This is a genomic window from Archangium minus (assembly GCF_044360475.1).
GTDB lineage: Bacteria > Myxococcota > Myxococcia > Myxococcales > Myxococcaceae > Archangium > Archangium minus.
On the sequence record NZ_CP043494.1, the window covers coordinates 5,655,008 to 5,677,660 of the forward strand.

Here is a 22,653-nt window from a genome sequence, read left to right on the forward strand (position 1 = left end):
CCCGTTCTCTCGTCCGCGCCACTCGGGGTTCGCCTGAGTGTGTCACGGGTTACGATTGCGTGGGTGGGGGGGTCGTCCGGCCCGTGATGACGTCCTCGAAGTGGGCATAGCGGCGCACCAGCCGCGCGTAATCCGAGGGGCGGATCTCTCGCTGATCCATCGTGCGGACCAGCTCCTCCCTGGCGGCCAGGTAGTCCGACGCTGGCAGCCCGCAGGTCTGCTCCAGGAGCCGCGCCGCCTCGTACTCGGGGAGCGTGAGGGGAATGCCCAGCCGCTCGTGCATGCGCCGCCGCAGCTGGCGTGCCAGCTCTGGCACCAGCTCGCGCTCCACCTTCGAGCGCCGCGCCAGCCAGCCCAGCGAGCGTACGTACTCCAACGCCGAGCGGTGCTTCTCCACCACCCAGGGCCGGGGAGGGCCAAAGCGTGTCCCGCGCGACACCGCGTAGAGCAGCCCCACCACCAGGCCCTGTGCCACGAACACCCACAGGGCTCGAGGCGATGGGGGCTCCTGCTTCGGGGCCACGCTGTGGTGGTACTCGTCGAAGGCGAGGGGCCCACGCTCCGCCAGCGCGTCCCAGAAGCGCAGGTTGTCCAGCAGCTCCAGCCGCCGGTTCTCCGCCAGGTCCACGCCCGCCGCCACGTACACCTCGCCGCGGCCCTCTGGCACCCGCCACAGCACCGCGGCTCCCTTCGCTCCCGCGAGCGGCACCGCTTCAGGTCGCTCCACACGGAGGCTCTGGTCCAGCGTCACGCGGAACCGCTCCAGGCCTCGCGCCGCGCCCATGGGCACCCAGACGCGTACCGTTGTCCCCGAGAGGTCCGCCTCCTCGGGCGGCAGCCCCTCGGCATCCGGTGGTGGCATCGGACCCTTGGAGATGCGCAGCCAGTCGTTCAGGTGCTGCTGCGTTGTCGCGTCCCGCGACGCGAGGTAGACGAGCGTCCCGCCCTGGGAGACCCACTGGCGCAGGGCCTCGGCCTCGGCCTCCGTCACGGGCCGCTTCGTGGGCGCGGCGACCACCACCGTTTGAACGTCCTCTGGAATCCCTGCTCCCTCGAAGGACTCCCGGAGCGCGGACACGGGCGCGCCCGCCTCCTGGAGGTACAGGTACAGCGCTCGGAGCCCCAGGGGCCCCGGGTTGTCCACCGAGGGCAGTGTCGTCGACGGGGGAGGTGACTGATTCACCGCGAGCCCCAGCGCGAGCGCTAGCGCCACCAGCACACCATAGAAGGCCGCGGTCCGAAGGCCCTTCATGCCGCCGCTCCTGCCAGGCCCTCGTGGAGCCGCTCCACCTCGTCCACGAAGCGAGCCGCGTCTTCGGAGGGCACCGGCTCGAGCGAGTAGAAGGCCCGGTCGTACCAGCGCACCAGTCGCTCCACCTCACCCGTGAGCTGCGCGGAGGCTCCCCGCCGGGGCAGCTCGCCCACCAGCTCGCGGTTCGTCTTCACTCGATCCGGCCTCGCCAGCCGCTTCGCCTCCAGCGAGGACAGCAGTGCCAGCAACCCCTCGCGAATGGCCTCTCGGGGTTGGGCGCTCAAGGCCGTCCTCGCCCGCGCCAGGTGCTCACCCGGGGCATCGAGCCGCAGCGTCCCCGCCGGGCCCGTGTCCGTGTTCACGCGTCCTCCCTGTCGCGCCGGTCCCCGCCGCCAGTGGCGCAGGCGCAGCACTGCGAAGAGCACCACCGCGAATCCCAGCACCAGCACCACCGTCCGCGTGCTCGTCGCAAACCCCTGTGCTTCGCTCGTCTGCAGCAGCTCCTCCAGCCACGCCATCAACCTCCGAAGCAGCCGCTGGATGACATCCCCATAGCGCTGCCTCGCCTGGGCGAACTCGGGCCGCGAGAGGATCTCCTGGAGCCGCTCCCGGTCGGACTGGGGCAGGGGAGTCACCGAGCCTTGCGCCGCCTCGAGCCCTGCGCATACTCCCTGGATGCGGCGGGTTGCCGTCTCCACGCGCTCCGCGGGAGTCTGGTCGTCTGGCGAGCGCAGGGGCATGCCGTCCCAGCGCGATTCCAGTGCTTCAAGCTCCGCGTCCAGGGACTCGGGCGCGCGCACGGCCAGCTCTGTGAGCTGCTGGAGCTCCCGGGTGGAGTCCTCACAGGGCAGGGCCGCGAGCCACAGCAGCACGAGCCCGGACATCACGCGGACACCGTCGGCTCAGTACGCGCCTCCAAGCGTCGCTCGAGATCCAGTCCCTCCCGGCGCACGCGCATGTCCAGGTAGAGCGTCGCGTAGACGACGAGCCCCAGCGGGTTGAAGATGGCCTGTCCCGCCACCTGCACCAGCTCCGCGGGGACGAGGATCGCTTGCGGCACGGGGTTGGCCGCGGCGGCCACGGGGTCGAACGGACGGCCAAAGACTAACTGGACGATCAGCGAGGGCAGCCCACACAGGATGCTCACCGCGGTCAGGATGAGCGACACCACGGTGACGAGGATCATCGCGCGCACCGTCACGCGCCCGGTGAAGCCCGGCTCGACCCGTCCCGAGAGCAGCTCGCCCGAGCGCCGGAAGGCGCGCACGGCCGGGAGATCCTCCAGGGCGAACACGGGCGCGAGCAGGGAGAAGCGCAGCAGGTACCAGAGGATGCCGCCGATGAAGCCGAGGCCCGCGAGGAGGATCCCTCCCACCAACAGGAGCACGCTGCCCATCCGGGAGCCCAGGCCCTCCGACATCACTCGCATCGCCGTGCCCGCAGCGGCCATCACTCCGCCGGGTACCATCAAGACCAGGGTGATGCCCACGCCCCATAGCAGCGACAGCAGGTACGCGCCGGTGAACGGGCCCAGGCGCCGCAGCGCGCGCTCAACCCCCTCCGCCGGACGCGCGGGCGCTCCCAGTTGGGTCGACACCACATACCGGGACACCACCAACGTATTCAGGGAGTAGAGCCAGACGGACATCACCATGAGCCCCACCATCGCGACCATGATCTGGCCGTATTCGGCACCCATGACCCCCAGATCCCCATCGCGCATCGCATCCTGCAGGGTCACGTACTTCCGCTGCATCGCCAGCTGCAGGGCCTTGGTGAGGATGTAGGAGACCAGGTTGAAGCCGAGGCTCAGCAGGAACAGCTGCTTGAAGTGCTTGCGCCAGAACGTGGCCGCGCGATCGATGATCTCTCCGAGCGCGAGGGGCCGCAGATCCGAAAGGAGGTTGCTCACGGGCCGCAGCATACTTGCGCTACGGCCGGCTTGCTCGGGCACAGGGGGGCTCCCGTGCCCGTTCCGGTGACGGTTGATGCCCCGCGCCAGCCAGGGGATCGGCTAGGGGTTCATCAACCGTCACTCGGGCAGCTGACCTCAGAGGCAGTCCTCAGGGGCAGACCGCGTCACCGTCGTTGGTGGCCAGGCGCAGGTCGGTGATGGTCAAGGACAGCGCCCCCTCCGTCGTCAGGGCGAGCGGAGACGTCACCGACGCCATGTTCGCGCCGGCGTCGCGGAAGCAGCTGAGCTTCACCTTGAGCATGCGGAACTCCTTGGCCGAGCCCTGGGTCAGCAGCCGCGTGATGTCGAGCGAGGCCGGACGGTCGCCGCTTGTCAGCACCAGCCGCACCGGAGCCGTCGGCGCGCGGTCGAGGCGGTAACGGATGGCGACCGTCATGTCGCCCGTGGTCTGACGGCTGAGGTCGACGGCCGGGCCGATGATGGCCACGGTGGCCTGCTGCGTCCCCGTCCAGGTCAGGGTACGGCCGTTTTCCTGGGCTCCCGCGTCGACCACCCGGACCGAGACCACGCGGTTGGGGCTCTCTCCGTTGGCCTTCAACGCGGGGCTCGACCCGCCCGTGTCCGACAACACCAGCGACCAGGGCTCGGCCACCTTGCCCGCGCCGAAGAACAGGTCCGTGCTCGTGGCGGCCACCGTCGGACCCGGATCCTCCGACAGCGTCCCCACCTTGGCGGGCTGGGCGTAGGTCAGGCCATAGCCATAGGGGAACTGCGGGTCGTAGTTCGCGTCACCCCGGTTCACCGACGTCTGCATGGCCTTCTTGGGCCAGGAGAAGGACAGCTTGCCGGTGAAGTCGCGCCGGGGCTTGCCGTTCGCGTCGCCAATCAGGACATCTGCCACGCCCTCGCCCTGGGTGCCGGGCAGCCACGCAGCCACGAAGGCATCCGAGGCGTTGATCTCCGGGTTCACCCACAGCGGCCGTCCCGACAGGAACACGGACACCACGGGGATGCCCTGGGCCTTGAGCTTCTTGAGCAGGGCCAGGTCGGTCTTGTTTCCCGGCTGGTACTCGACCGTGGCGATGTCGCCCTGGAACTCGGCGTAGGGGTTCTCGCCGAAGACCACGATGGCCACGTCGGGCTTCTTCGTGAACGAGCCGTCCACGCTCAACTCGGCGGTGCCGCCACCGGCCGCTACCGCGTCGCGGATGCCGGCGTAGAGGGAGTGCGCGTTCGGGAAGTCACTGTTCGTGTTGCCGGTGCCCTGCCAACTGATGGTCCAGCCACCACACTGCTTGCCGATGTCGTCAGCGGCATCACCCGCCACGAGGACGCGAGCGGACGACTTGATCGGCAGCACGCCCTCGTTCTTCAGCAGGACGAGCGACCTGGCCACCGCCTCGCGAGCGACGGCCCGGTGCTCGGGGGCGCCGAGCAGCTCGAGCTTGCCCTCCAGCGGGCGCTCCGAGTTGAACAACCCGGCCTTGAACTTGGCGCGGAGAATGCGGCGCACGGCATCATCCAGGCGCGCCAGGGGGATCTCACCGGCGCGCGCCTGGGCGAGCGTGTTGTGGTACAGCCCCTTCCAGCTATCGGGGGCCATGTACATGTCGAGCCCGGCGATGAGCGCCTGCGGGCAGTTCTCGTTGGTGGCGCCGGGCAGCTGGCCGTGGGCGTTCCAGTCGCCGACGACGAAGCCGGTGAAGCCCATCCGGCCCTTCAGCACGTCGGTCAACAGGGTCTTGTTGCCGGTGTGCTTGACCCCGTTCCAGCTGGAGAAGGAGGCCATCACCGACAGGATGCCGGCGTTGATGGCCGGGGGATAGCCCGCGGCGTGGATGCGGATGAGCTCCTCCTCGCTGATCTCCGCGTCACCCTGGTCCTTGCCGCTCGAGGTGCCGCCATCGGCGAGGAAGTGCTTGGCCGAGCCGGCGATACGGCCCTGCGCCAGCGGCTGACCCGGACGGAGCTCGCCCTGGAGTCCCAGCGTCATCGGGCCCGCGTAGCTCGCCACCACCTCGGGGTCCTCGGAATAGCCCTCGTAGGTGCGACCCCAGCGGTCATCGCGAGGCACGGCCAACGTGGGACCGAAGGTCCAGTCGATGCCGGTGACGGCGCTCTCCAGCGCGGTGACCTCGCCGATGCGACGGATCAGCTCCGGATCGCGCATCGCGCCCAGGGCGATGTTGTGCGGAAAGATGGTGGCACCGGGGATGTTGTTGTTCCCGTGCACGGCGTCCACGCCGAAGATGACCGGGATGGGCGTGTGGCCCGGACGCTCCTCGAGCGACACCGCGCGGAATTCACGTGAAGCTTTCAACCACTCGGCAGCGGGGGCGCGGTCGTCGTTGTTCGGGCCGGAGTTGCCACCCGCGAGGATGGAGCCCAGCGGATAGGTCCGCAGATCCTCCGCCTTGATCGAACCGATGTCGGCCTGGATCACCTGACCTACCTTCTCCTCGAGGCTGAGTCGGGCCAGCAGGGACTCGATGCGTGCCTCGGTCTGGGCGTCGCTCAAGGACTCGGGGCTGCGCGCCTGGGGCCAGAGGGCAGGGTGGGCCGTGGCCTGGGGCGGCGTGGGTGCTTCGGCCAGCGCCTGGGGGGTCGTCATTCGCAGGGGAATCGTCGTCATGCCGGCCTCTTAAAACAAAGAGGCGCGGGGGATCGATACCCGTTGAAATCGACTGTTCCATCTGGCGGTAGCTTTCCGCCGGTTCGGATCTTCTCAGGGGTTGAGTCTTCCGAAGGGCCGGGTTTGTGTTCACGACTGTGCTCGCACCGGCGAGGAGGAGATGGTTTATGGTCCCGCCGCATGAACGCTCGGCTTTCGACCTTCGCTCTCGCCACCGCTGTCTGTCTTCTCTCGCCCACCGCGTGGGCCAAGCCCTACCGGGCCATGGTGACACGCACCGCCGAGACGACACGCAACGGAAACCTGGAGCTCGGTCTTCGCTATCAGGGCTTCTTCGCCCTCGAGTCGGACAAGGCGCTGCCCTACCATCAGCTCTCACCCAGCATCCGTTGGGGCATCTTCGACAACCTGGAGGCCAACGTCTACTTCGAGGTCCTCGGGCTCGGTAACCCTGGCGAGGACAACTTCCAGCTGGCCTTTGGTGACATCCCGCTCGGTCTGCAGTGGACGTTCTTCGAGTCGAGCCCCTTCGCCCTCGCGGCCTATGGGCGCGTCGTCTTCCCCACCGGGCCGAGCGACCAGGACGTCATCCCCCCGGAGCTGTCCGACGGGACGTGGGACTTCGATGGAACGCTCGTGGGCGAGCTGCGGGTGAGCAAGGATCTGCGCTTCATGCTCAACGCGACCTACCTGCACCATGGAACGCGTGATCGCGGCGCGCTCCCGGACTTCGACGTCCCGGACGCCGTGCAGCTGGGAGTCGCGGGCACGTACAACATCGACAACTTCACCCTGGTGGGCCTGGAGGTCATCGGCCGCCGCTACTTCGCCAACGCCATCACCCCGGCGTGGACGAACAACGCCAACCAGGTGGAGATCATCCCCGTGGTGCGCCGCGAGGTGTACCCGGGCCTGGTGCTGGAGGCGGTGGCTGGCATCGCGGTGACGCCGGACCTCTCGGACATCTACCAGTTCCGCCTCCTGCTCGGCGGCACCTACGAGTTCGACCTCGCCTCGGGCCCGAACCTGCCGGAGAAGGGGTCGACGAAGAAGCCCGCTCCGAAGAAGAAGCCCACCTCCAAGAGCAGGCGCTGAAGCGCCGGGGAGGTGATTCGAGGAGTCACTCCCGTCGAAGTGACGGGAGAAGTGGTTTCGTGCTTGCCCCCGTGAGCGGGCCTCCCGTAGCGTGCGCGCCTGCTCGTGGAGGCCCCGCGTGCGTCCTGGTCCCTGGCTCCTCCTGTCCCTCCTGCTGTCCGTATCGGCCGCCGCTCGTGAACGGAGCGGCGGGCCCACGCTCCAAAGGCGCATGCTCGTGCTCCCCGCCCGGATTGGGGAGCTTCCTCCCCTGACGATCCACGTGGCGGCCGGTGTGGCCACGTTCATCCAGCTCGAAGTACCGGTGGGCCCGGGCACGCCGAGGCTCCCGGAAGGTGAGGCTCGCATCCGGCTTGTCCCGGTGCACGGTGGCTCGTGGCTCCTCGTGCCCGGCACGGACCTGGTCGAGGGCGAGCGGGTGCCACTCACCCTGGACGCCGGACCCGAGGCAGGACCTCTCCGGTTCTTGCTCGTCACCCGGCCCGGTGAAGCGGACGTGCAGGTGCGCGTGGTGCGCGACGGGACTTCCGCCGACGAGGACGCCGCCGAATCCCTGGCGCGGCAGCTCCTCGCCACACCCGAGGCCCGTGTCACCCACGTCGTTCCGCGGCAGGTGCTTGCTCCAGGAAATTCGCATGCGCGTGTCGACTCCGTTCTCTGGATGGGGCGGCGCCTTTTCGCTGCTGTGTCCGTGCGGTGTGACCGGGAAGGGGACTCGCCCTGGAAGCTGGTGCAGGTGCGGCTGCGGGCGATGCTCCCGGATGGAGTCCTGCTGGAGTGGCCCGTTCGTCTCCTCGCTGGCGCCTCTAGAGCGAGGCGCCAGCGTCACGTGTTCACCAGCCTCCTCCCAGAAGGGGCCTTGCGCCTGGAACTGGCGCTGGACGGAGAGGACGCCCCGGGTGGATTCCTGTCCCTGCCAGCGGAAGAGGAGCCCACGCCACCATGAGAAGCTCGCTGCGCCCGGACCAACTCCGCACAGGGAGCCGCGTGCGTGACTTCCGCGTCGTCCGCCGGCTAGGTGTGGGGGGCTTTGCCTTCGTCTTCCTGGTGGAGCGCGGAGGCCACCGCTACACCCTGAAGATGGCGGCCCGGGCAGCCTCGGAGAAGGACCCGGACAAGGTAGACGCCTGGATGCGCCGCGAGGTGGCCTCGCTGGAGCATCTGGAGCATCCCAACCTGCTACCGGTGCTCGAGTGGGGCCGATGGCCCGAGCCACGGACGGGTTATGGCTACTTCGTCACGCCCTATGTCTCTGGAAGCACCTTCCATGTATGGCGCTGGCGCGAGCGTGTCCCTTTGTACCGCTCGGTGGGCGTGCTCTGTGAATTCCTGAAGACGCTGGAGGAACTGCACGAGCGCGGCATCTGCCACCGGGACGTGAAGGCAGACAACCTCCTGGTGCGGCAGGGGGATGACAAATCCTTTCTTATCGACTTCGGCACGGTCCACCTGCCCTGGGCGCGTGTGCTGACGGAGGGGATCGCTCCGGGGACGCTCTACTGCCAGCCACCCGAGGTTGTCCTCTTCCTGGTGTCCCTGCTCTCCGAGGACCCGCCTCGGGGCGAACGGCTGGAGGCTCGTCCTGCCGCCGACCTGTATGCCGTTGGCGTGTTGCTGTATGAAATCCTCACTAACTGTCGCCCCTTCAGCACCCGGGCGCCACTGGAGCAATTACTGGCGTCCATTCTCGCCAAACCCCCCACGGAGCCAGGGCTGCTCGCCCCCGAGGCCCCCGCATCGTTGTGCGCGCTGGCCTTGCGGCTGCTGGCGAAGGAGCCCGAGCAGCGCCCTCCGAGTGCCCGAGTCGTGCGCGAGGAGCTGGAACGATTGCGTGAGCAGGAGGGACACACAGAGCCCTGGCTGGCGCCAGCGGAACGGCCCTCCGAGCGTGACCGGACGCGAACGCTGTTTCCGGACGCGGACATGCTGGAGGCGCCGTCCGGGCTGGAGTCATTGCCCACGGAGGAATCCCGTTCCTTCTGGCATACCTGGAGGGCTGGGTGTTGGCCGGTGCGTCTCACGGCACTGGCCCTCGGACTGGGGCTGCTCGGGATAGGGTGGATGCTCGCGTCGGCTCCTCCGGCGCCTTCCGAGAAAGGAACGCAGCTCGTGTCCGCTCCCGTCCATTCCGAACCCACTCCTTCCTCTTCCACCCTGATACAGACCCCCTCACGCCTGTGCGTGCTGCTCTCCAGCGTGTTGGGAGTGACCGCCGCCCAGCTCGCCGGGTGTGCCTCCGCGCCCGTGCGGCCCGATCCCGCTGGTTACCTTGCGAGTTGCTCTCCCGAGGCTCGCGCCACCCCTGTCAAGCTGGGCTTCACCTCCGAGGAGAATGCCTCCTTCCTGAAGACAGGCACTCCGGCTTCGGACGAGACCATTGAGGAGGGCGGCCCCCTCAACCTCAAGTCGGGTCCCGTGATTGCCTCCATGTTCGCGGACGTGAAGGGGAAGGAACTGCGCGTGATGATCTCGGGCGAGGCAGTGACGACGCCCAACCGCGTCTACTTGCGGTTCGATCGCCTCCAGACGCCGGATGGTGCCACCTGGCCCATCTGCGGCGTAGCCGTGGATGACCTGCTCGAGTACGGCATTCCGACGTATGCGCGGTTGCCTTTTATTGGCAACAAGGTGGACCCGGCACGGATGGAGAAGGACCCAGGCAGCGTCGTGCTCAACAACCCTCGCTTCGAGACGGTGCTGCAGGGCCCCGAGGGTTACCCGATGCCCCACGTCAAGCTTCCCCCTCCGGACTGGCGCTGAGCGCTCACGGGCCTGGGTCTCACGTCCAGGCCCGCCCGCGGCACCGCTGGGGCGCAAGACTCAGTAGTGGTAGGCGCTCGAGATGTAAGCGATGAGTCCGTAGGTCTCGCCGTTGACGTAGATCTTGAAGTAATTGCCCACTCCGCCGGTCAGCCCATAGGCCGAGCCCGTGCAGTTGGTGCACAGCGGGATGCCGTTCTTGGTGACATTCCAGGTGCCGACGATCGCGTCGGCCGTGGTGCTGGCCGTCGTGGAGACGAGTTGGAACTCGTAAACGTTACCCGTGGTGCTCGTGGCGCGGGCGTTGACGAACGCAAAGCCGGTGAACTGGTTCCAGCTCAACGAGGCGTTCGCGGAGCTCGTATTGTACCAGCCGGTCGGATCCTTGACCTCGATTGCGGAGGTGGACCAGACGCTGTGGACAGGGCTGCTCCACGCGAGGGTCGGGAGCAGAACACACAGCGCGCTCAGGGGGCGAGAGATCTTCATGGGTTGTCCTTGGCTTCCAGAGAGGGTGGGTGAGCTCCTCACGGTGGCTCACGGACCACGGGGCGTGGCCTGCGTATATGGTTCACAAGGTCTTCACTCTCCGTCAAACCCAAAACCGCTTTTCCTTATAAAGAAGGAAGCCATTCCATCCCTGAAATAAAAATGCTTCCGGACGGGAGTTCCGTGACGCGCCGCCTCGATGTCCCGGGATAGCTTGCCTGCCCATGCAAGCGCGTTCCCTCTCGTCGAAGCTGCTGGCACTCGCGTTCGGTGCCGGCACGATCCTCGGTTGTAAATCCACCCCTCCACCGCCCACACCTCCGGTGGACTTGCTGCACGTGCCCTCGCCGGACTGGAGGGATCAGATCATCTACTTCGTCATGACCGACCGCTTCGCCAATGGCGAGCCGGGCAATGACGACCAGGGCGCTGGCGAGTTCGATCCCGGCAACGGGGCGAAGTACAGCGGGGGTGACCTGAAGGGGATTGAGAGCAAGCTGGACTACATCCAGGGGCTGGGCGCCACAGCCATTTGGATCACCCCGCCTGTCGCCAACCAGTGGTGGGATCCGCTGGTCAACTACGGCGGGTACCACGGCTACTGGGCGCTCGACTTCACTCGGGTGGACGCCCACCAGGGCACGCTGGAGGACTACCGGAGCCTGTCCCGAGCCCTGCACGGGCGCGGCATGTACCTGGTCCAGGACATTGTCCTCAACCACATGGCCAACTGCTTCCGCTACACGCGCTACGACCCGGCGGACGTGACGGCAGGTGTGGTGCTCAACACGGGGGCCAAGCCCGCCTGTGGCCCCACCCAGGCGCCCTTCGACCAGTGGGATCTCACTCGGCCCGAGCACCGCGACGCCCATGTCTTTCATTGGACGCCGACCATCGCGGACTACGCGAACCGAGAGCAGGAACTCGGCTGGCAGCTGTCCGATCTGGACGACCTGAACACGGAGAACCCCGCTGTCGTCGCGGCCCTCAAGGACAGCTACAACTTCTGGATTCGCGAGGTGGGCGTTGACGCCTTCCGTGTGGACACCGTCTTCTACGTGCCCCCGACCACCGTCCAAGACTTCCTCCACTCCCAGGACACGGCTCACCCGGGCGTCCTCGAATATGCCCGGAGCCTGGGCAAGGACGGCTTCCTCGCCTTTGGAGAGGGCTTCGCCAGCGACAAGCCCTTTGAGGACACGATGTCCCGCAAGGTGGCCCTGTACATGAAGGACCCGGTCACCGGCGAGGAGCGGCTACCAGGGATGCTCGACTTCCCGCTGTACCGCACGGCTGGGGACGTCTTCGCTCGGGGCAGCCCCACGTCGCACCTGGCCTTCCGAATGCAACGGGGCGCCGCGCTGTTCCCTCGGCCGCAGCTGATGCCCACGTTCTTGGACAACCATGACGTGGACCGCTTCCTGTCGGGAGGCTCGCAGGCCGCGCTCCGGCAGGGGCTCCTGTTCATGATGACGGTGCCCGGCATTCCGGTGATCTATTACGGCACCGAGCAGGGTTTCACCGAGCAGCGGGGCGCCATGTTCGCGCGGGGCTACGGGTCAGGAGGGGAGGACCACTTCGACACGGAGGCGCCGCTGTATTCCCTCATTCGCGAGCTGACCACGCTGCGCAAGACGCACGCGGTGTTCCGCCACGGCACGCCCTCGGTGCTGCGGCAGAACGATGCTCGGAGCGGCGTCTTCGCCTACGAGATGCGCAATGGGGCGGACCTGGTCCTCGTCGTCTTCAACACCTCGGATGAAGACACGCTGCTGGACAACCTACAGACGAATCTGCCCGAGGGCAGTCGGCTGAAGCTGTTGGCGAGCCTGGATTCCGGGGCAGGTGATGCCACCGTGGGGCGAGGGGGGCGGCTCTCCCTGAAGCTGCCCGCGCGCGCCGCCCGAGTCTTCAGGCCGGACGGGACGACGACCCCGCTTCCACCGGAGACCGCTCGCATCACCTTGTCCTCGGCCAGCGGGAGCACGGTCGCGGGAGACTTCGAGCTGACCGGCACCGCAACAGGGGTGTCCAGCTTCCAGGTGGTGGTGGATGGGGCGCTCGGCACGGCGCAACAGGTGGCGGTGGAGCCGGATGGTACCTGGCGCACGACCGTCGCCGTGGGCGGCATGGTGGACCCTGATGTCCAACACTCGCTCGTGGCCTGGAACGAAGAGGCCCAGGTGTTGTCCGACACGCTGACGTTCCGTGTGGATCGCGCCTTCAAGGATCTGGTTACCCACGAGGACCCGGCGGGCGATGACACCGGCCCCGAGGGGCGCTACCACTACCCAACGGACACCTCGTGGGGAGACAACCACCAGGGGGACCTGCGTCGTGTCACGCTCCAGGGCTCCGGGACGGTGCTGAAGCTGGCCCTCCAGACGGCCGCCATCACCACGACGTGGAACCCGCAGAACGGCTTCGACCACGTGGCCTTCACGATCTTCGTCGACGTGCCTGGCCGCACGGGCCTCACCGTCATGCCGCAGCAGAACGCCTCCGTCCCCGCTGGCATGGATTGGGATTACCGCATCCGGGTCCACGGCTGGTCCAATGCCCTCTTCGACACCCGAGGCGCCTCAGCCACCCAGGACGGCACTCCCGTCTCGCCCGCGGCATCCATCGAAGTGGATGCGGCCTCGAACACCGTCATGCTCACGCTGCCAAACCAGCTGTTCGCGGGCCTGACGAGCCTCGCTGGCGTCAAGGTGTACGTCACCACCTGGGACTACGACGGAGGCTATCGGCCGCTCGTCCCCACAGCCGAGCAGTGGAAGTTCTGGGGCGGTGATGGGACCGTGGACCCGTTGGTGCTCGACGACACCCCGGTTCTCACTATCCCTTGAGGCGCCAGGCCCGGGGGAGGGTTGAGCGGTTATCGAGCCGTCATGGCTGGTAAACTCCAAGAGAGCCGAGGCTCTCGACCGGTACTTCGCTGGCCTGGATGGATGCGCTGCCATGATGACGCAAACGCTGCTGATCTTCCTCTTGCTTGCTCCTGCCACGAGTGCTGTCGCGGATGAGCAACGGGTATACGTGCTCGGCTCCTCCATCAACCTGCGCAAGGAGCCCTCCAAGGACGCGGAGGTGCTCAAGAAGCTCCAGATTGGTACGGACTGTCTCGTCCTCGAGAAGCCCCAGGCGGAGTGGTTGAAGGTGCGCTGCGGAGACAAGGAGGGCTACGCCTCGGCCTCCCTCATGGGAACCGAGAAGCCCTCCGTCGAGGCGCTCCGCGCCCAGGCGCGCGACCCCAAGCGCACGCTCGCTCAGCGGGAGGAGAGCGCCCTGCGGGCGGCGACGCTCTCGCCGGAGGATGTCGAGCTGCAGAAGGAGTTGGGGACGCTCTTCTTCGAGAAGAACTTCGATTTCATTGCTCGCCTCAAGAAACCGACCATGAAGCGGGCTTTCTCATGCTCGTGTGGTTGGGAAACTGTGAACACCTGCCTCAGGGCCTGTAGCTCGAGCGACTTGAAGGACGTCAAGGTCCGCGCTGATACGAAGAAGGACCTGTTCGTCATCTCAGTTGCGAATGGCGAAAACGTGTTTGTCTACCGTGGTAAATACAAGCTCAACAAGAAGACCACGATCCTGACGGGAGAAGTTCTCGAGCAGGTCAGTTTCAATGCGTCTCCCGTGATGGAGAAGTCCATCTTCCTGGGCATCGACAAGTTCCCTGACAATAAGTGGGATCTCCCTGTCGGTCAGTTCGTCCTGGACGATGCCTCGCAGGCCATCCTGAACGGGCTTCCCAAGGAGTGGGGGTTGATGAAGCCCGACGAGTGGGGCAATCTCTTGATGCAATGGGATGAATGCGGGAAGAGGCCCTTCTTCCTGCGGTTCGTATCGGATATGCACGGCCGTTGGAGAATCCTGCTCGAAGATATAGGATTGGAAGGGCCGACCTTCTATTGGGTATCTGCTGTGACGAAGCACGACAACTCTCTTGAGCTTGTGCTCGAAGGACGTTACGGGGGGACGACGCGACAACAGTTCAAGCTCCCGGTATCCGAGGAGGACATCGCGTACCTGGGGGACACGGCCTATTCCTCCAACATCCGAAGACATCCGGAAAAGCACCATCCCTGCGCTCAGGGTGGGCCCTAACGGTTCCCGGTTCCTCCGCCGCGCTGGTGATTGCCGCGAGGCTCACCTCTCACGCAAGGAGGGAGGTGCGTTCTGGTGCGATGCCTCCGAGTACCAGGACGATGCGGAGGAGAGCCGTGCTCAGTCTCCGCAAGCTCTCGGGTTCCAGCCTGGAGGCATGAGGGCACAGCCCAGCGAGCAGAGGTGGCGGTACCGCCTACATCCGTGATGAGTCGGTATGCTCCCATCTACCTGTTGGGTCCGGGTCTTGCTCCCGAACGACCGGGCTCACTCCTCGGTTTGCTGGTACACTCCAAAAGGGTCGAGGTTCTCGACCGGTATTTCGCTGGCCTGGATGCACTGCTTATGATGGCGCAAACGCTGCTGCTCTTCCTCTTGCTTGCTCCTGCCACGAGTGGTGCCGCGGAGGAACAACGGGTGTACGTGCTCGGCTCCTCCATCAACCTGCGCAAGGAGCCCTCCAAGGACGCGGAGGTGATCGAGAAGCTCCAGATTGGAACGGACTGCCTCGTCCTCGAGAAGCTCCAAGCGGAGTGGTTGAAGGTGCGCTGCGGAGACAAGGAGGGCTACGCATCGGTCTCCCTCCTGGGAACCGAGAAGCCCTCCGTCGAGGCGCTCCGCGCCCAGGCTCGCGACCCCAAGCTCTCGCTCGCTCAGCGGGAGGAGAGCGCCCTGCGGGCGGCAACCCTCTCGCCGGAGGACGTCGAACTGCAGAAGGAGTTGGGACAGCTCTTCTTCGAGAAGAACTTTGATTTCACTGCGCGTCTCAAGAAACCGACCATGAAGCGGACGTTCTCATGTCCGTGCGGTTGGGAAACTGTGAACACCTGCCTCAAGGGCTGTAGCTCGAGCGACTTGAAGGACGTCAAGGTTCGCGCTGAAACGAAGAAGGACCTCTTTGTCGTTACATTCGCGAATGCCGAAAACGTGGTTGTCTATCGCGGCAAATACAAGCTCAACAAGAAGACTGAGGTCCTGACAGGAGAGGTTCTCGAGCAGGTCAGCTTCAGTGTGTCTCCCGTGATAGAGAAATCCGTATTCCTGGGAATCGATAAGGCCCGTGACGACAAGTGGGATCTCCCTGTCGGTCAGTTCGTCCTGGATGATGATTCGCAGGCTATCCTGAACGAGCTTCCCAAGGTGTGGGGATTGATGAAGCCCGACGAGTGGGGCAATCTCTGGATGCAATGGAGTGACTGCGGGAAGAGGCCTTACCACCTTGAGTTCATGCCGGACATACACGGCCGCTGGAACATCCTCCTCGAGGATGTAGGGGCAGAAGCGCCGGCCGTTTATTGGATATCCTCTGTGGAGAGGCGCGATAACGCTCTCGAGTTGGTATACGAAGGGCGTTACGGGGGCACGACGCGCCAATTGTTCAAGCTTCCGGTATCCGAGGAGGATATTGCGTATCTGGGGGACACGGCCTATTCCTTCAACATTCGAAGACATCCGGAAAAGCACCATCCCTGCGCTCAGGGCGGACCCTAACGGTTCCCGGTTCCTCCGCCGCGCTGGTGATTGCGCGAGGCTCACCTCCCACGCAAAGAGGGAGGTGCGTTCTGGCGCGATACCTCCGAGTACCAGGACGATGCGGAGGAGAGTAGTGCTCAGTCTCCGCAAGCTCTCGGGTCTCGGCCTGGAGAATAGGGGTGGTTGTACCGCGTACATTTTTGAGGGGTCGGGGGCTTCCTATCTACCTGTCAAGTCCAGGCTCTGCAGCCGAACGACCACGATCACTCCATGGTTTGCTGGTACACTCCAGGAGAGTCGAGGCTCTCGACCGGTACTTCGCTGGCCTGGATGGATGCGCTGCCATGATGACGCAAACGCTGCTACTCTTCCTCTTGCTTGCCCCTGCTACGAGTGCCGTCGCAGATGAGCAACGGGTGTACGTGCTCGGCTCCTCCATCAACCTGCGCAAGGAGCCCTCCAAGGACGCGGAGGTGATCGAGAAGCTCCAGATTGGAACGGACTGCCTCGTCCTCGAGAAGCTCCAAGCGGAGTGGTTGAAGGTGCGCTGCGGGGACAAGGAGGGCTACGCTTCGGCCTCCCTCATGGGAGCAGAGAAGCCCTCCGTCGAGGCGCTCCGCGCCCAGGCGCGCGATCCCAAGCTCACGCTCGCTCAGAGGGAGGAGAGCGCCCTGCGGGCGGCGACGCTCTCGCCGGAGGACGTCGAGCTGCAGAAGGAGTTGGGACAGCTCTTCTTCGAGAAGAACTTTGATTTCACTGCTCGCCTCAAGAAACCGACCATGAAGCGGGCTTTCTCATGCTCGTGTGGTTGGAAGGATGTGCTCACCTGTCTCAGGGGTTGTAGCTCGAGCGACTTGAAGGACGTTACGGTCCGCGCTGAAACGAAGAAGGACCTCTTTGTCGTTACATTCGCGAATGCCGAAAACGTGTTTGTCTATCGTGGCAAATACAAGCTCAACAAGAAGACCGAGATCCTTTCGGGAGAGGTTCTCGAGCAGGTCAGCTTCAGCGTGTCTCCTGTGATGGAGAAATCCATCTTCCTGGGCATTGACAAGGCCCGCGATGACAAGTGGGATCTCCCTGTCGGTCAGTTCGTCCTGGACAATGCCTCGCAGGCCCTCCTGAACGGGCTTCCCAAGGAGTGGGGATTGATGAAGCCCGACGAGTGGGGCAATCTTTTGATGCAATGGAATGACTGCTGGAAGAGGCCTTATCTTCTTCGGTTCATGCCGGACATACACGGCCGTTGGAACATCCTCCTCGAGGATGTAGGGGCAGAAGCGCCGGCCGTCTATTGGATATCCTCTGTGGAGAAGCGCGATAACGCTCTCGAGTTGGTATACGAAGGGCGTTACGGGGGGACGACGCGGCAACTGTTCAAGCTCCCGATGTCTGAGGAAGAGATTGCGTACCTGGGGGACACGGCCTATTCCTCCAACATCCGAAGACATCCGGAAAAGCACCATCCCTGCGCTCAGGGCGGGCCCTAACGGCCCATCCGAAAATTAATCCCCTCTAGAGCAGGGGAGCGATGTTTACGGCTTGTTGGCGTCTTCTTGAGCCGAAGTGCTGAATATTCGGTGGAATACCCCTTCATTCGGAGGGGCTCAGTAGATAATCCTCATCACGAGGGGGGGACATCGCATCATGGCAGTGACCAGGTACGAACCGGATTTGGATTATGATCTAGCAGGAGCGCTGGATAATCTGGGGAGCGCGCTCGATCAATATCATATCCTCAAGGTGCCACTGCTCAGCCAGTTCCACCCAACCAGCCCGGAAAATTGGTGCGGACGAACATCGGCGACCATGGCCTATAACTATTATCAGGTCGTGCAGGGCGGGGATTTTAAGTCCAGATTCATTACTCACTGGAATGCCGATAAACAGGGGTATTTCATAGACCTCCGCTACCCAGGAGGGGAGCGCGCGTTTCATACCTTGCCGACACAGGCCCCTCATGATCGCAACGTCGAGGAGTCCTACTCGGTTTCGAATCCGGGTTATTTGAATGGCGATGTCGCTGTGGTCGCGCCGCCAGAGGAGTTCGAGCTAAGCCAGGACTATTCCGCATCCAAGATTCTTGGTTTCTCCTACGATAAGCTGTTGCCCTACAACGAGCGCAACCGTAAGGCTCTGGCGGCCCAGATCGTGAATGATCCGAGCCTCCTCGAGTCGCAGATGGAGAAGATCCTCAATGCGGTCTCCGCCAACAACCCGGTCATTTTCTATTCGGGCTTTTCCTTGACCAAGGAACGGCCGATCCATCTCATTTTGATCATAGGCTATGCCTACCTGATGGATAATACAGGTCTGCACCTATGGTTGGCGGTTGCTGATCCGTCGTCCCAGAATTCGAAGATAACTGAAGGCATGTTCTTCCCACCCTCGCCCGGGGATGGAGTGGACAAACTCGAAAAAAATCCTCTGACTGGGAAACATGATCTGATTCGTCTGATTCCCGGGTCGAGGTCGAAGGCGAAGGATACGGCCTCCAAGGCCTCATTGGTACTGATCAGGGCCAGGAAGCTCTTCGAGGACAATGTCCTCAGTACTGCCCGCGGCGACCTCTACATGGATTATTACAACGATACTCACAAGGGAGGAGCCTTCATCTATTCGCATCGATGGACGCTCGTGCCTTCCGAGTTCCTCGTCAGCAACGTTGCGCGAGTCGTCGCCTTCCCTTTTGACGGCCGTAAAGAACGGTTTCGTCCGAGCAATTGCTACGCGGCAACGGAAGAATCCCTGGCGGGCCTCTTTCCTTTCGGGGCAGACCGGAGCCTCCACTCAGGTGTCCATTTGGAGACCTCGCGCTTCGTGACGGAGGCTTCTCCCTCGGCTACCGAGCAGCCTGCGAAGACGCCGGAAAAGGCGACGGGCGCCAAGGGAAAGACGGCGGAGGCGAAGGGACAGACCGCACAGGGGCAGCAGGGGGCCAAGAGCTCATCGGGGCCCCAGAAGAAGAAGGTCTGCAGCCTTGCTCCGGGATACGTCGTGGCCGTTCGGCTGGAGAAGGGTGTTCCGGAGAAAAAAAGTCCAGAGCCCCAGCAAGATGCCGGGGCCAGTAAAGGCAGTTCGCAAGGTGCTGGGTCCGGCAAGGCCAGCAAGCAGGGCGTTGCGGCCAGCAAGGACGAGCAGAAGGTTGTTGGACCCAATGAGCTGGCCAACATCTTCATCGGCAATCACAACTCCTTCATCCTGCTCAGGCACGACGTCGAGGAGATCGTGCCGAAGCCGAAGGAAGGGCAGGAGAAGCAAGAGGCGAAACGCTTTACGTTTTATAGCCTCTACATGCACCTGGTTCCCCCGAACTGGCCGGCTCCGGCGGCCTCCGGACAAGGGCAACCCGGCACGAAGGGTGATGCCGGTCCAACGGATGGGAAGTCTCAGGGCGCCGCGCCCGTGTCGGGCGATTCCACTGACCCCTCGAAGACGTATACGGATGTGGCCTGGCTCAAGGCGCTGGCTCGTCGCGAGGGTTGTGTGACAGTGATCGATCCACAGCATGAAGCCTTCCGAAAGGTTCGATGGCTCCAAAGCGCTCCGTCAGGGGTCGACCTGACGGACAAATCCGAGCTCGTCACCCTGAGCAGCGGCACCTTTTCCACCATGGGGGCGAGTCTCGCGACACCCCAGCAGCTCCAGCTTATCGCAAAGGAGGGAGAAGGAGACCGATTGCGTGCGGTCTGGAAGAAGCCGGATCGTGACCTGGAGCAGATACACAAGGCGCTGCGAGAAGGCGAGATCGTGACCTTCTCTCACCCCTATCTGAAGGTCCGGGCGGGAGATCTGCTTGGTTACATCGACGACAAGAGCGAGGCCGTGGGTGATGGCTTCCTCCACTGGGAGATCCTCGCCCCCAGTGACAAGGGGCAACTCGAGGAGTTCCTCAAGTTCGCGGAAGACAAGCTTCAGTTGAAGGAGGGCAACGAGCCATTCTTCAAGTTCTTCAAAGAGGCGGAAGGCAAACAGAACAACTATTTTGAGCCCCGCCTCAACTCCGAAAAGATCGGCGAGCTCGACTCCTTGCTGGAGATGGAGCCCTCGGCGAAGCAGGCGGGGGAGAAAGAGCACCCGTCACTCTCGAAGTTCCGGAACGCCTATGACCTGGCTGCGCTCCAGGGCCTACTGCGGTCGAACCAGTCGCTGCCGTTCTCGGCGGGCGATGCCGACTCGTCGGGCGAGCCCCGTTATCCCGCCGAGGTGTTCATCGAGAACTACAAGAACTGCTTGCCCAAGGGAAAATACAAGCTCAGGTTCACCTTCGAGCCCGCATGCGATGCGGTGGAGGTCGACTATGATGGGCAGCAAGCCAGCGTTCGCATCTACCTGCCCGCCAAGGCCAGGAAGATCCTCGTAGAGCCGGTTGTAAGTGAGAACGGGCAGGGACGCTTCTTCCTCAAGTCAGCAGGCGGATTGGGCAAGGACGCGCTGATGAATGATGTCGGGCATTTCAAGAAGCTGGCGAGGGTTCGTTGGCGCAATGTCGTTCTCCGGCACCCCAATCAATGGCACCCCGAGAGCATCACGTCGCAGGTGCATGCTCGCTTGGCAGCCCAGACTCATGGGGAGATGCAGATCGGTGAGGATGTCCTGGAGGTCAGTAAGAAAAAAGAAGCAGACGACATCATCAAGAAGTACGCGAACTCCGTTGCATGGTGGTCGAGCGCCAAGGAGAAGGCCTTCCTGGGCCCTCAAGGAGATGAAAAGCCTCTCTTCAAGAATCAAGGTGCACCGGACTCGGAGCAGCTATCCGAGAACACCCAGCTCGACAATCCTCATCCGGTCACTTTTGCCTGGCTCCTGATGCTTTTGACCCGGCATAACTTCATCCAATTCATCGACACGCCGCTCTGGCGGTCGGATGAAATGAAGAAGCTCGCCGCCCTTGGCTGGTTGCCGGCTCAAGAAGAAAATCCGCCTCGCCAGGTGGGGGATCTGGCCTATGTCTGCGCATTGCAGAGAGGCAATGGTGATGACCCCGTGATCGTGGAGGCGAAGCTGGATGCGGAGGGAGTTAATCTGACGGTCCCAATCGCTCATGGCTCATTCACGGAGGGTGTGTTCGCCCAGCCCGTGGAGGTGCCGGGTTGGGGTCGCTGGCAGTTGGTCAACCCTGGTGCGAAGGCACTCGGAAACCTGATCCTGGAGGCTCCTCTTCCCCTCCTTTTGAACGCGCCCGAGCCCGCGAAGTCGGAGCGCACACAATCGGCCGACATCGCCGAGGGGCCCATTGCCCAGAAGGATGGCTTGTTCTCATGGCGGATTCCGTTCAGGGCCAATTGTCCCAGGCTCTTGCGCGGATGGATCGTCATGCGCGTGGCGAAGAGCAAGATAGCAGAGAAGAAAGTCCCCGCGAAGAGCAAGCCGGCCGAGAAAGAGCAGACGGCCGAACCGGCTCTGGAGGTCACCCCGTCGTTCGAGGTGGTAGATGTGGCGATTCCCATCGAGGCCCGAGAGGACACCGCCTTGAAGGAGGAGGCTGGATTCGAGATCTCCGATGGGTTCATCAAGAAGGGGGAGGTCGCGAAGGTCGACACCTACATCACGCAGCATTTTACGTACAAGGCATTCCTTGAGGCGGCCAAGGGGCAGGAAGTGGCTGCGGGCTCCGAGCCTCGGATCGCTTGGGATCTCGTCGAGGCGATGGAGCGTATCCAATGTGAGTATGCGGCACGCCAGGTCGTGTCGTTGTCCGCGCTCTCCATGGACGGACTCTCCCTGCTGGTCAAGGCCTCACCCTCAGGCAAGGCCGCGACGGAGAAGCTGCGCACGGCCCTGGACAAGGTGAAGGGGTCCGGGTGGTTCGCGGACTTCAAGGAAGAGGAGCCGGGTGCATTCCGTGTTTCGGTGAAGGAGCCCCGTTCGGTCGACCACCCCGGTGTGCTCGTGCTCGAGTTCGATCCTCGAGCTGCTTTCTCCGAGCTCCGGAAGCAGCTCGAGCCCGACGAGCAAATGGAGGTGCAGTTCGGCTGCTTCTTCCCGAATGGAGGGGGGTCGCTGGATGAGAATCTCCTTCCGTCGGATTCGATGGGTAGGAAGTACTTCCGGGTGAATCTCGCGGAGTTGAAGAGCAACGCTCGAGGGGGTCATCTGGAGCTGTGGTCGAGCCAGGTCTCCGAGGTCCTGCATCGTGCCTGTTTCGGTACTCCTGTCTTGCAACTCACTTCGCAAGGCATTCAGATCAGTGTGGATCTTCTGGGGGGTGATCTTGGTTTTTGGAAGGCAGCTGTTCCGATCATCAAGACGACAAAGGAAGATCTCGATAAGGACGCGAAGAAGACGAGCACCCTCATCTCCAACGGAGGCACGCTTCGTGTCGTACGGTCGTTGGACTTCAGCAAGGCTGGAGTCACGAACGTGAGCCTCATGATTGGTGCTGAGGTCATGAAGAAGGGTGTGGCCTTCGAGAGCGAGTCGATCGACGTCGAGCCCGCGAGGCCTGTTCCCTATAACACCACTCCCCGGGCTACGCTCGAGGTGGTGCCGGAGGAGGACGACGAGTCGCTCGAGAAGAAGCTCACTGTTTCGACGCATGCCGTTCCCATGGGCAGCCATTTCAGGATCGAGATCTTCAATCCCACCCCTCCTGTCAAACCCGCGTCGGTCAGCAAGAAGAAGTGGAACGAGACGCTCAAGGCGCAGGAGGCTCTCCTGAAGAAGAGTGTCCGTTATTCGCTACCCCACAAGAAGGAAGGGGGCGGGTTCACGAACCAGAATGGCGTCCTCGAAGCCGTGGTGGATCTGCGTGACGTGGCGGCCGCGCTCGACGGTGGCGTGGAATACAAGATTCGAGTCGTTCCCGTGAAGCCCGCGAACAAGAAACTGGGTTGTGAGGATCAGAAAACGCGAGTCCTTCCAACAGCCCTGCATCGCAGTGAGTCGGATGATGTGCAGGATTCCTCTCCTGGAACGACGAGGTAGACG

Annotated in this window: 13 protein-coding genes; 8 read left to right on the plus strand and 5 right to left on the minus strand. The window is 63.9% G+C overall.

Features of this window, described 5'->3' with window-relative positions:
* Positions 1–49: 49 nt before the first annotated feature.
* The 4 genes from F0U60_RS23105 to F0U60_RS23120 all read right to left on the minus strand — a co-directional run bounded on the left by F0U60_RS23105 (position 50) and on the right by F0U60_RS23120 (position 5,799).
* Entirely contained in the window at positions 50–1,252 is a 1,203-nt protein-coding gene (locus F0U60_RS23105) for a DUF4350 domain-containing protein (RefSeq protein ID WP_395823364.1), read from the minus strand.
* Positions 1,249–2,136: a DUF4129 domain-containing protein gene (locus F0U60_RS23110; protein ID WP_395823366.1), complete on the minus strand. Its 888-nt coding sequence runs from the start codon at positions 2,134–2,136 to the stop codon at positions 1,249–1,251. Before F0U60_RS23110 ends, F0U60_RS23105 begins: the two co-directional genes overlap by 4 nt.
* Complete coding sequence (locus tag F0U60_RS23115; protein WP_395823368.1) at positions 2,136–3,164, minus strand: hypothetical protein; 1,029 nt, start codon at positions 3,162–3,164, stop codon at positions 2,136–2,138. Before F0U60_RS23115 ends, F0U60_RS23110 begins: the two co-directional genes overlap by 1 nt.
* Positions 3,165–3,315: 151 nt before the next feature.
* Positions 3,316–5,799, minus strand: coding sequence for a glycoside hydrolase family 3 protein (locus F0U60_RS23120; RefSeq protein WP_395823370.1), 2,484 nt, complete (start codon positions 5,797–5,799; stop codon positions 3,316–3,318).
* A 180-nt stretch (positions 5,800–5,979) separates the two neighbouring features.
* Here F0U60_RS23120 and F0U60_RS23125 point away from each other — a divergent pair, with 180 nt between their 5' ends.
* The 3 genes from F0U60_RS23125 (at position 5,980) to F0U60_RS23135 (ending at position 9,654) form a co-directional block, all read left to right on the plus strand.
* Positions 5,980–6,894 carry a hypothetical protein gene (locus F0U60_RS23125; protein WP_395823372.1) on the plus strand — a complete coding sequence of 305 codons (915 nt, stop codon included), beginning with the start codon at positions 5,980–5,982 and terminating at the stop codon, positions 6,892–6,894.
* A gap of 118 nt (positions 6,895–7,012) precedes the next feature.
* Positions 7,013–7,840, plus strand: coding sequence for a DUF2381 family protein (locus tag F0U60_RS23130; protein WP_395823374.1), 828 nt, complete (start codon positions 7,013–7,015; stop codon positions 7,838–7,840).
* A complete protein-coding gene (locus F0U60_RS23135) occupies positions 7,837–9,654 on the plus strand; it encodes a serine/threonine protein kinase (protein WP_395823376.1) in 1,818 nt (605 codons plus the stop codon). Before F0U60_RS23130 ends, F0U60_RS23135 begins: the two co-directional genes overlap by 4 nt.
* Positions 9,655–9,714: 60 nt before the next feature.
* Here F0U60_RS23135 and F0U60_RS23140 read toward each other — a convergent pair whose 3' ends face one another.
* Positions 9,715–10,143, minus strand: a complete 429-nt coding sequence (locus tag F0U60_RS23140; protein WP_395823378.1) for a hypothetical protein — start codon at positions 10,141–10,143, stop codon at positions 9,715–9,717.
* A gap of 224 nt (positions 10,144–10,367) precedes the next feature.
* On the opposite strand from F0U60_RS23140, the gene F0U60_RS23145 reads away from it, so the two are divergent.
* The 5 genes from F0U60_RS23145 (at position 10,368) to F0U60_RS23165 (ending at position 22,650) form a co-directional block, all read left to right on the plus strand.
* The gene (locus tag F0U60_RS23145) at positions 10,368–12,992 is read left to right on the plus strand and encodes an alpha-amylase family glycosyl hydrolase (protein WP_395823380.1); all 2,625 of its coding nucleotides are present in this window, start codon (positions 10,368–10,370) and stop codon (positions 12,990–12,992) included.
* A gap of 112 nt (positions 12,993–13,104) precedes the next feature.
* Positions 13,105–14,250 carry an SH3 domain-containing protein gene (locus F0U60_RS23150; RefSeq protein ID WP_395823382.1) on the plus strand — a complete coding sequence of 382 codons (1,146 nt, stop codon included), beginning with the start codon at positions 13,105–13,107 and terminating at the stop codon, positions 14,248–14,250.
* A gap of 345 nt (positions 14,251–14,595) precedes the next feature.
* On the plus strand, positions 14,596–15,741 hold the full coding sequence (locus F0U60_RS23155; protein ID WP_395823384.1) for an SH3 domain-containing protein: 1,146 nt from the start codon (positions 14,596–14,598) through the stop codon (positions 15,739–15,741).
* A gap of 455 nt (positions 15,742–16,196) precedes the next feature.
* Entirely contained in the window at positions 16,197–17,213 is a 1,017-nt protein-coding gene (locus F0U60_RS23160) for an SH3 domain-containing protein (RefSeq protein WP_395823386.1), read from the plus strand.
* Positions 17,214–17,370: 157 nt separating this feature from the next.
* Positions 17,371–22,650 carry a hypothetical protein gene (locus tag F0U60_RS23165; protein ID WP_395823388.1) on the plus strand — a complete coding sequence of 1,760 codons (5,280 nt, stop codon included), beginning with the start codon at positions 17,371–17,373 and terminating at the stop codon, positions 22,648–22,650.
* Positions 22,651–22,653: the final 3 nt, after the last annotated feature.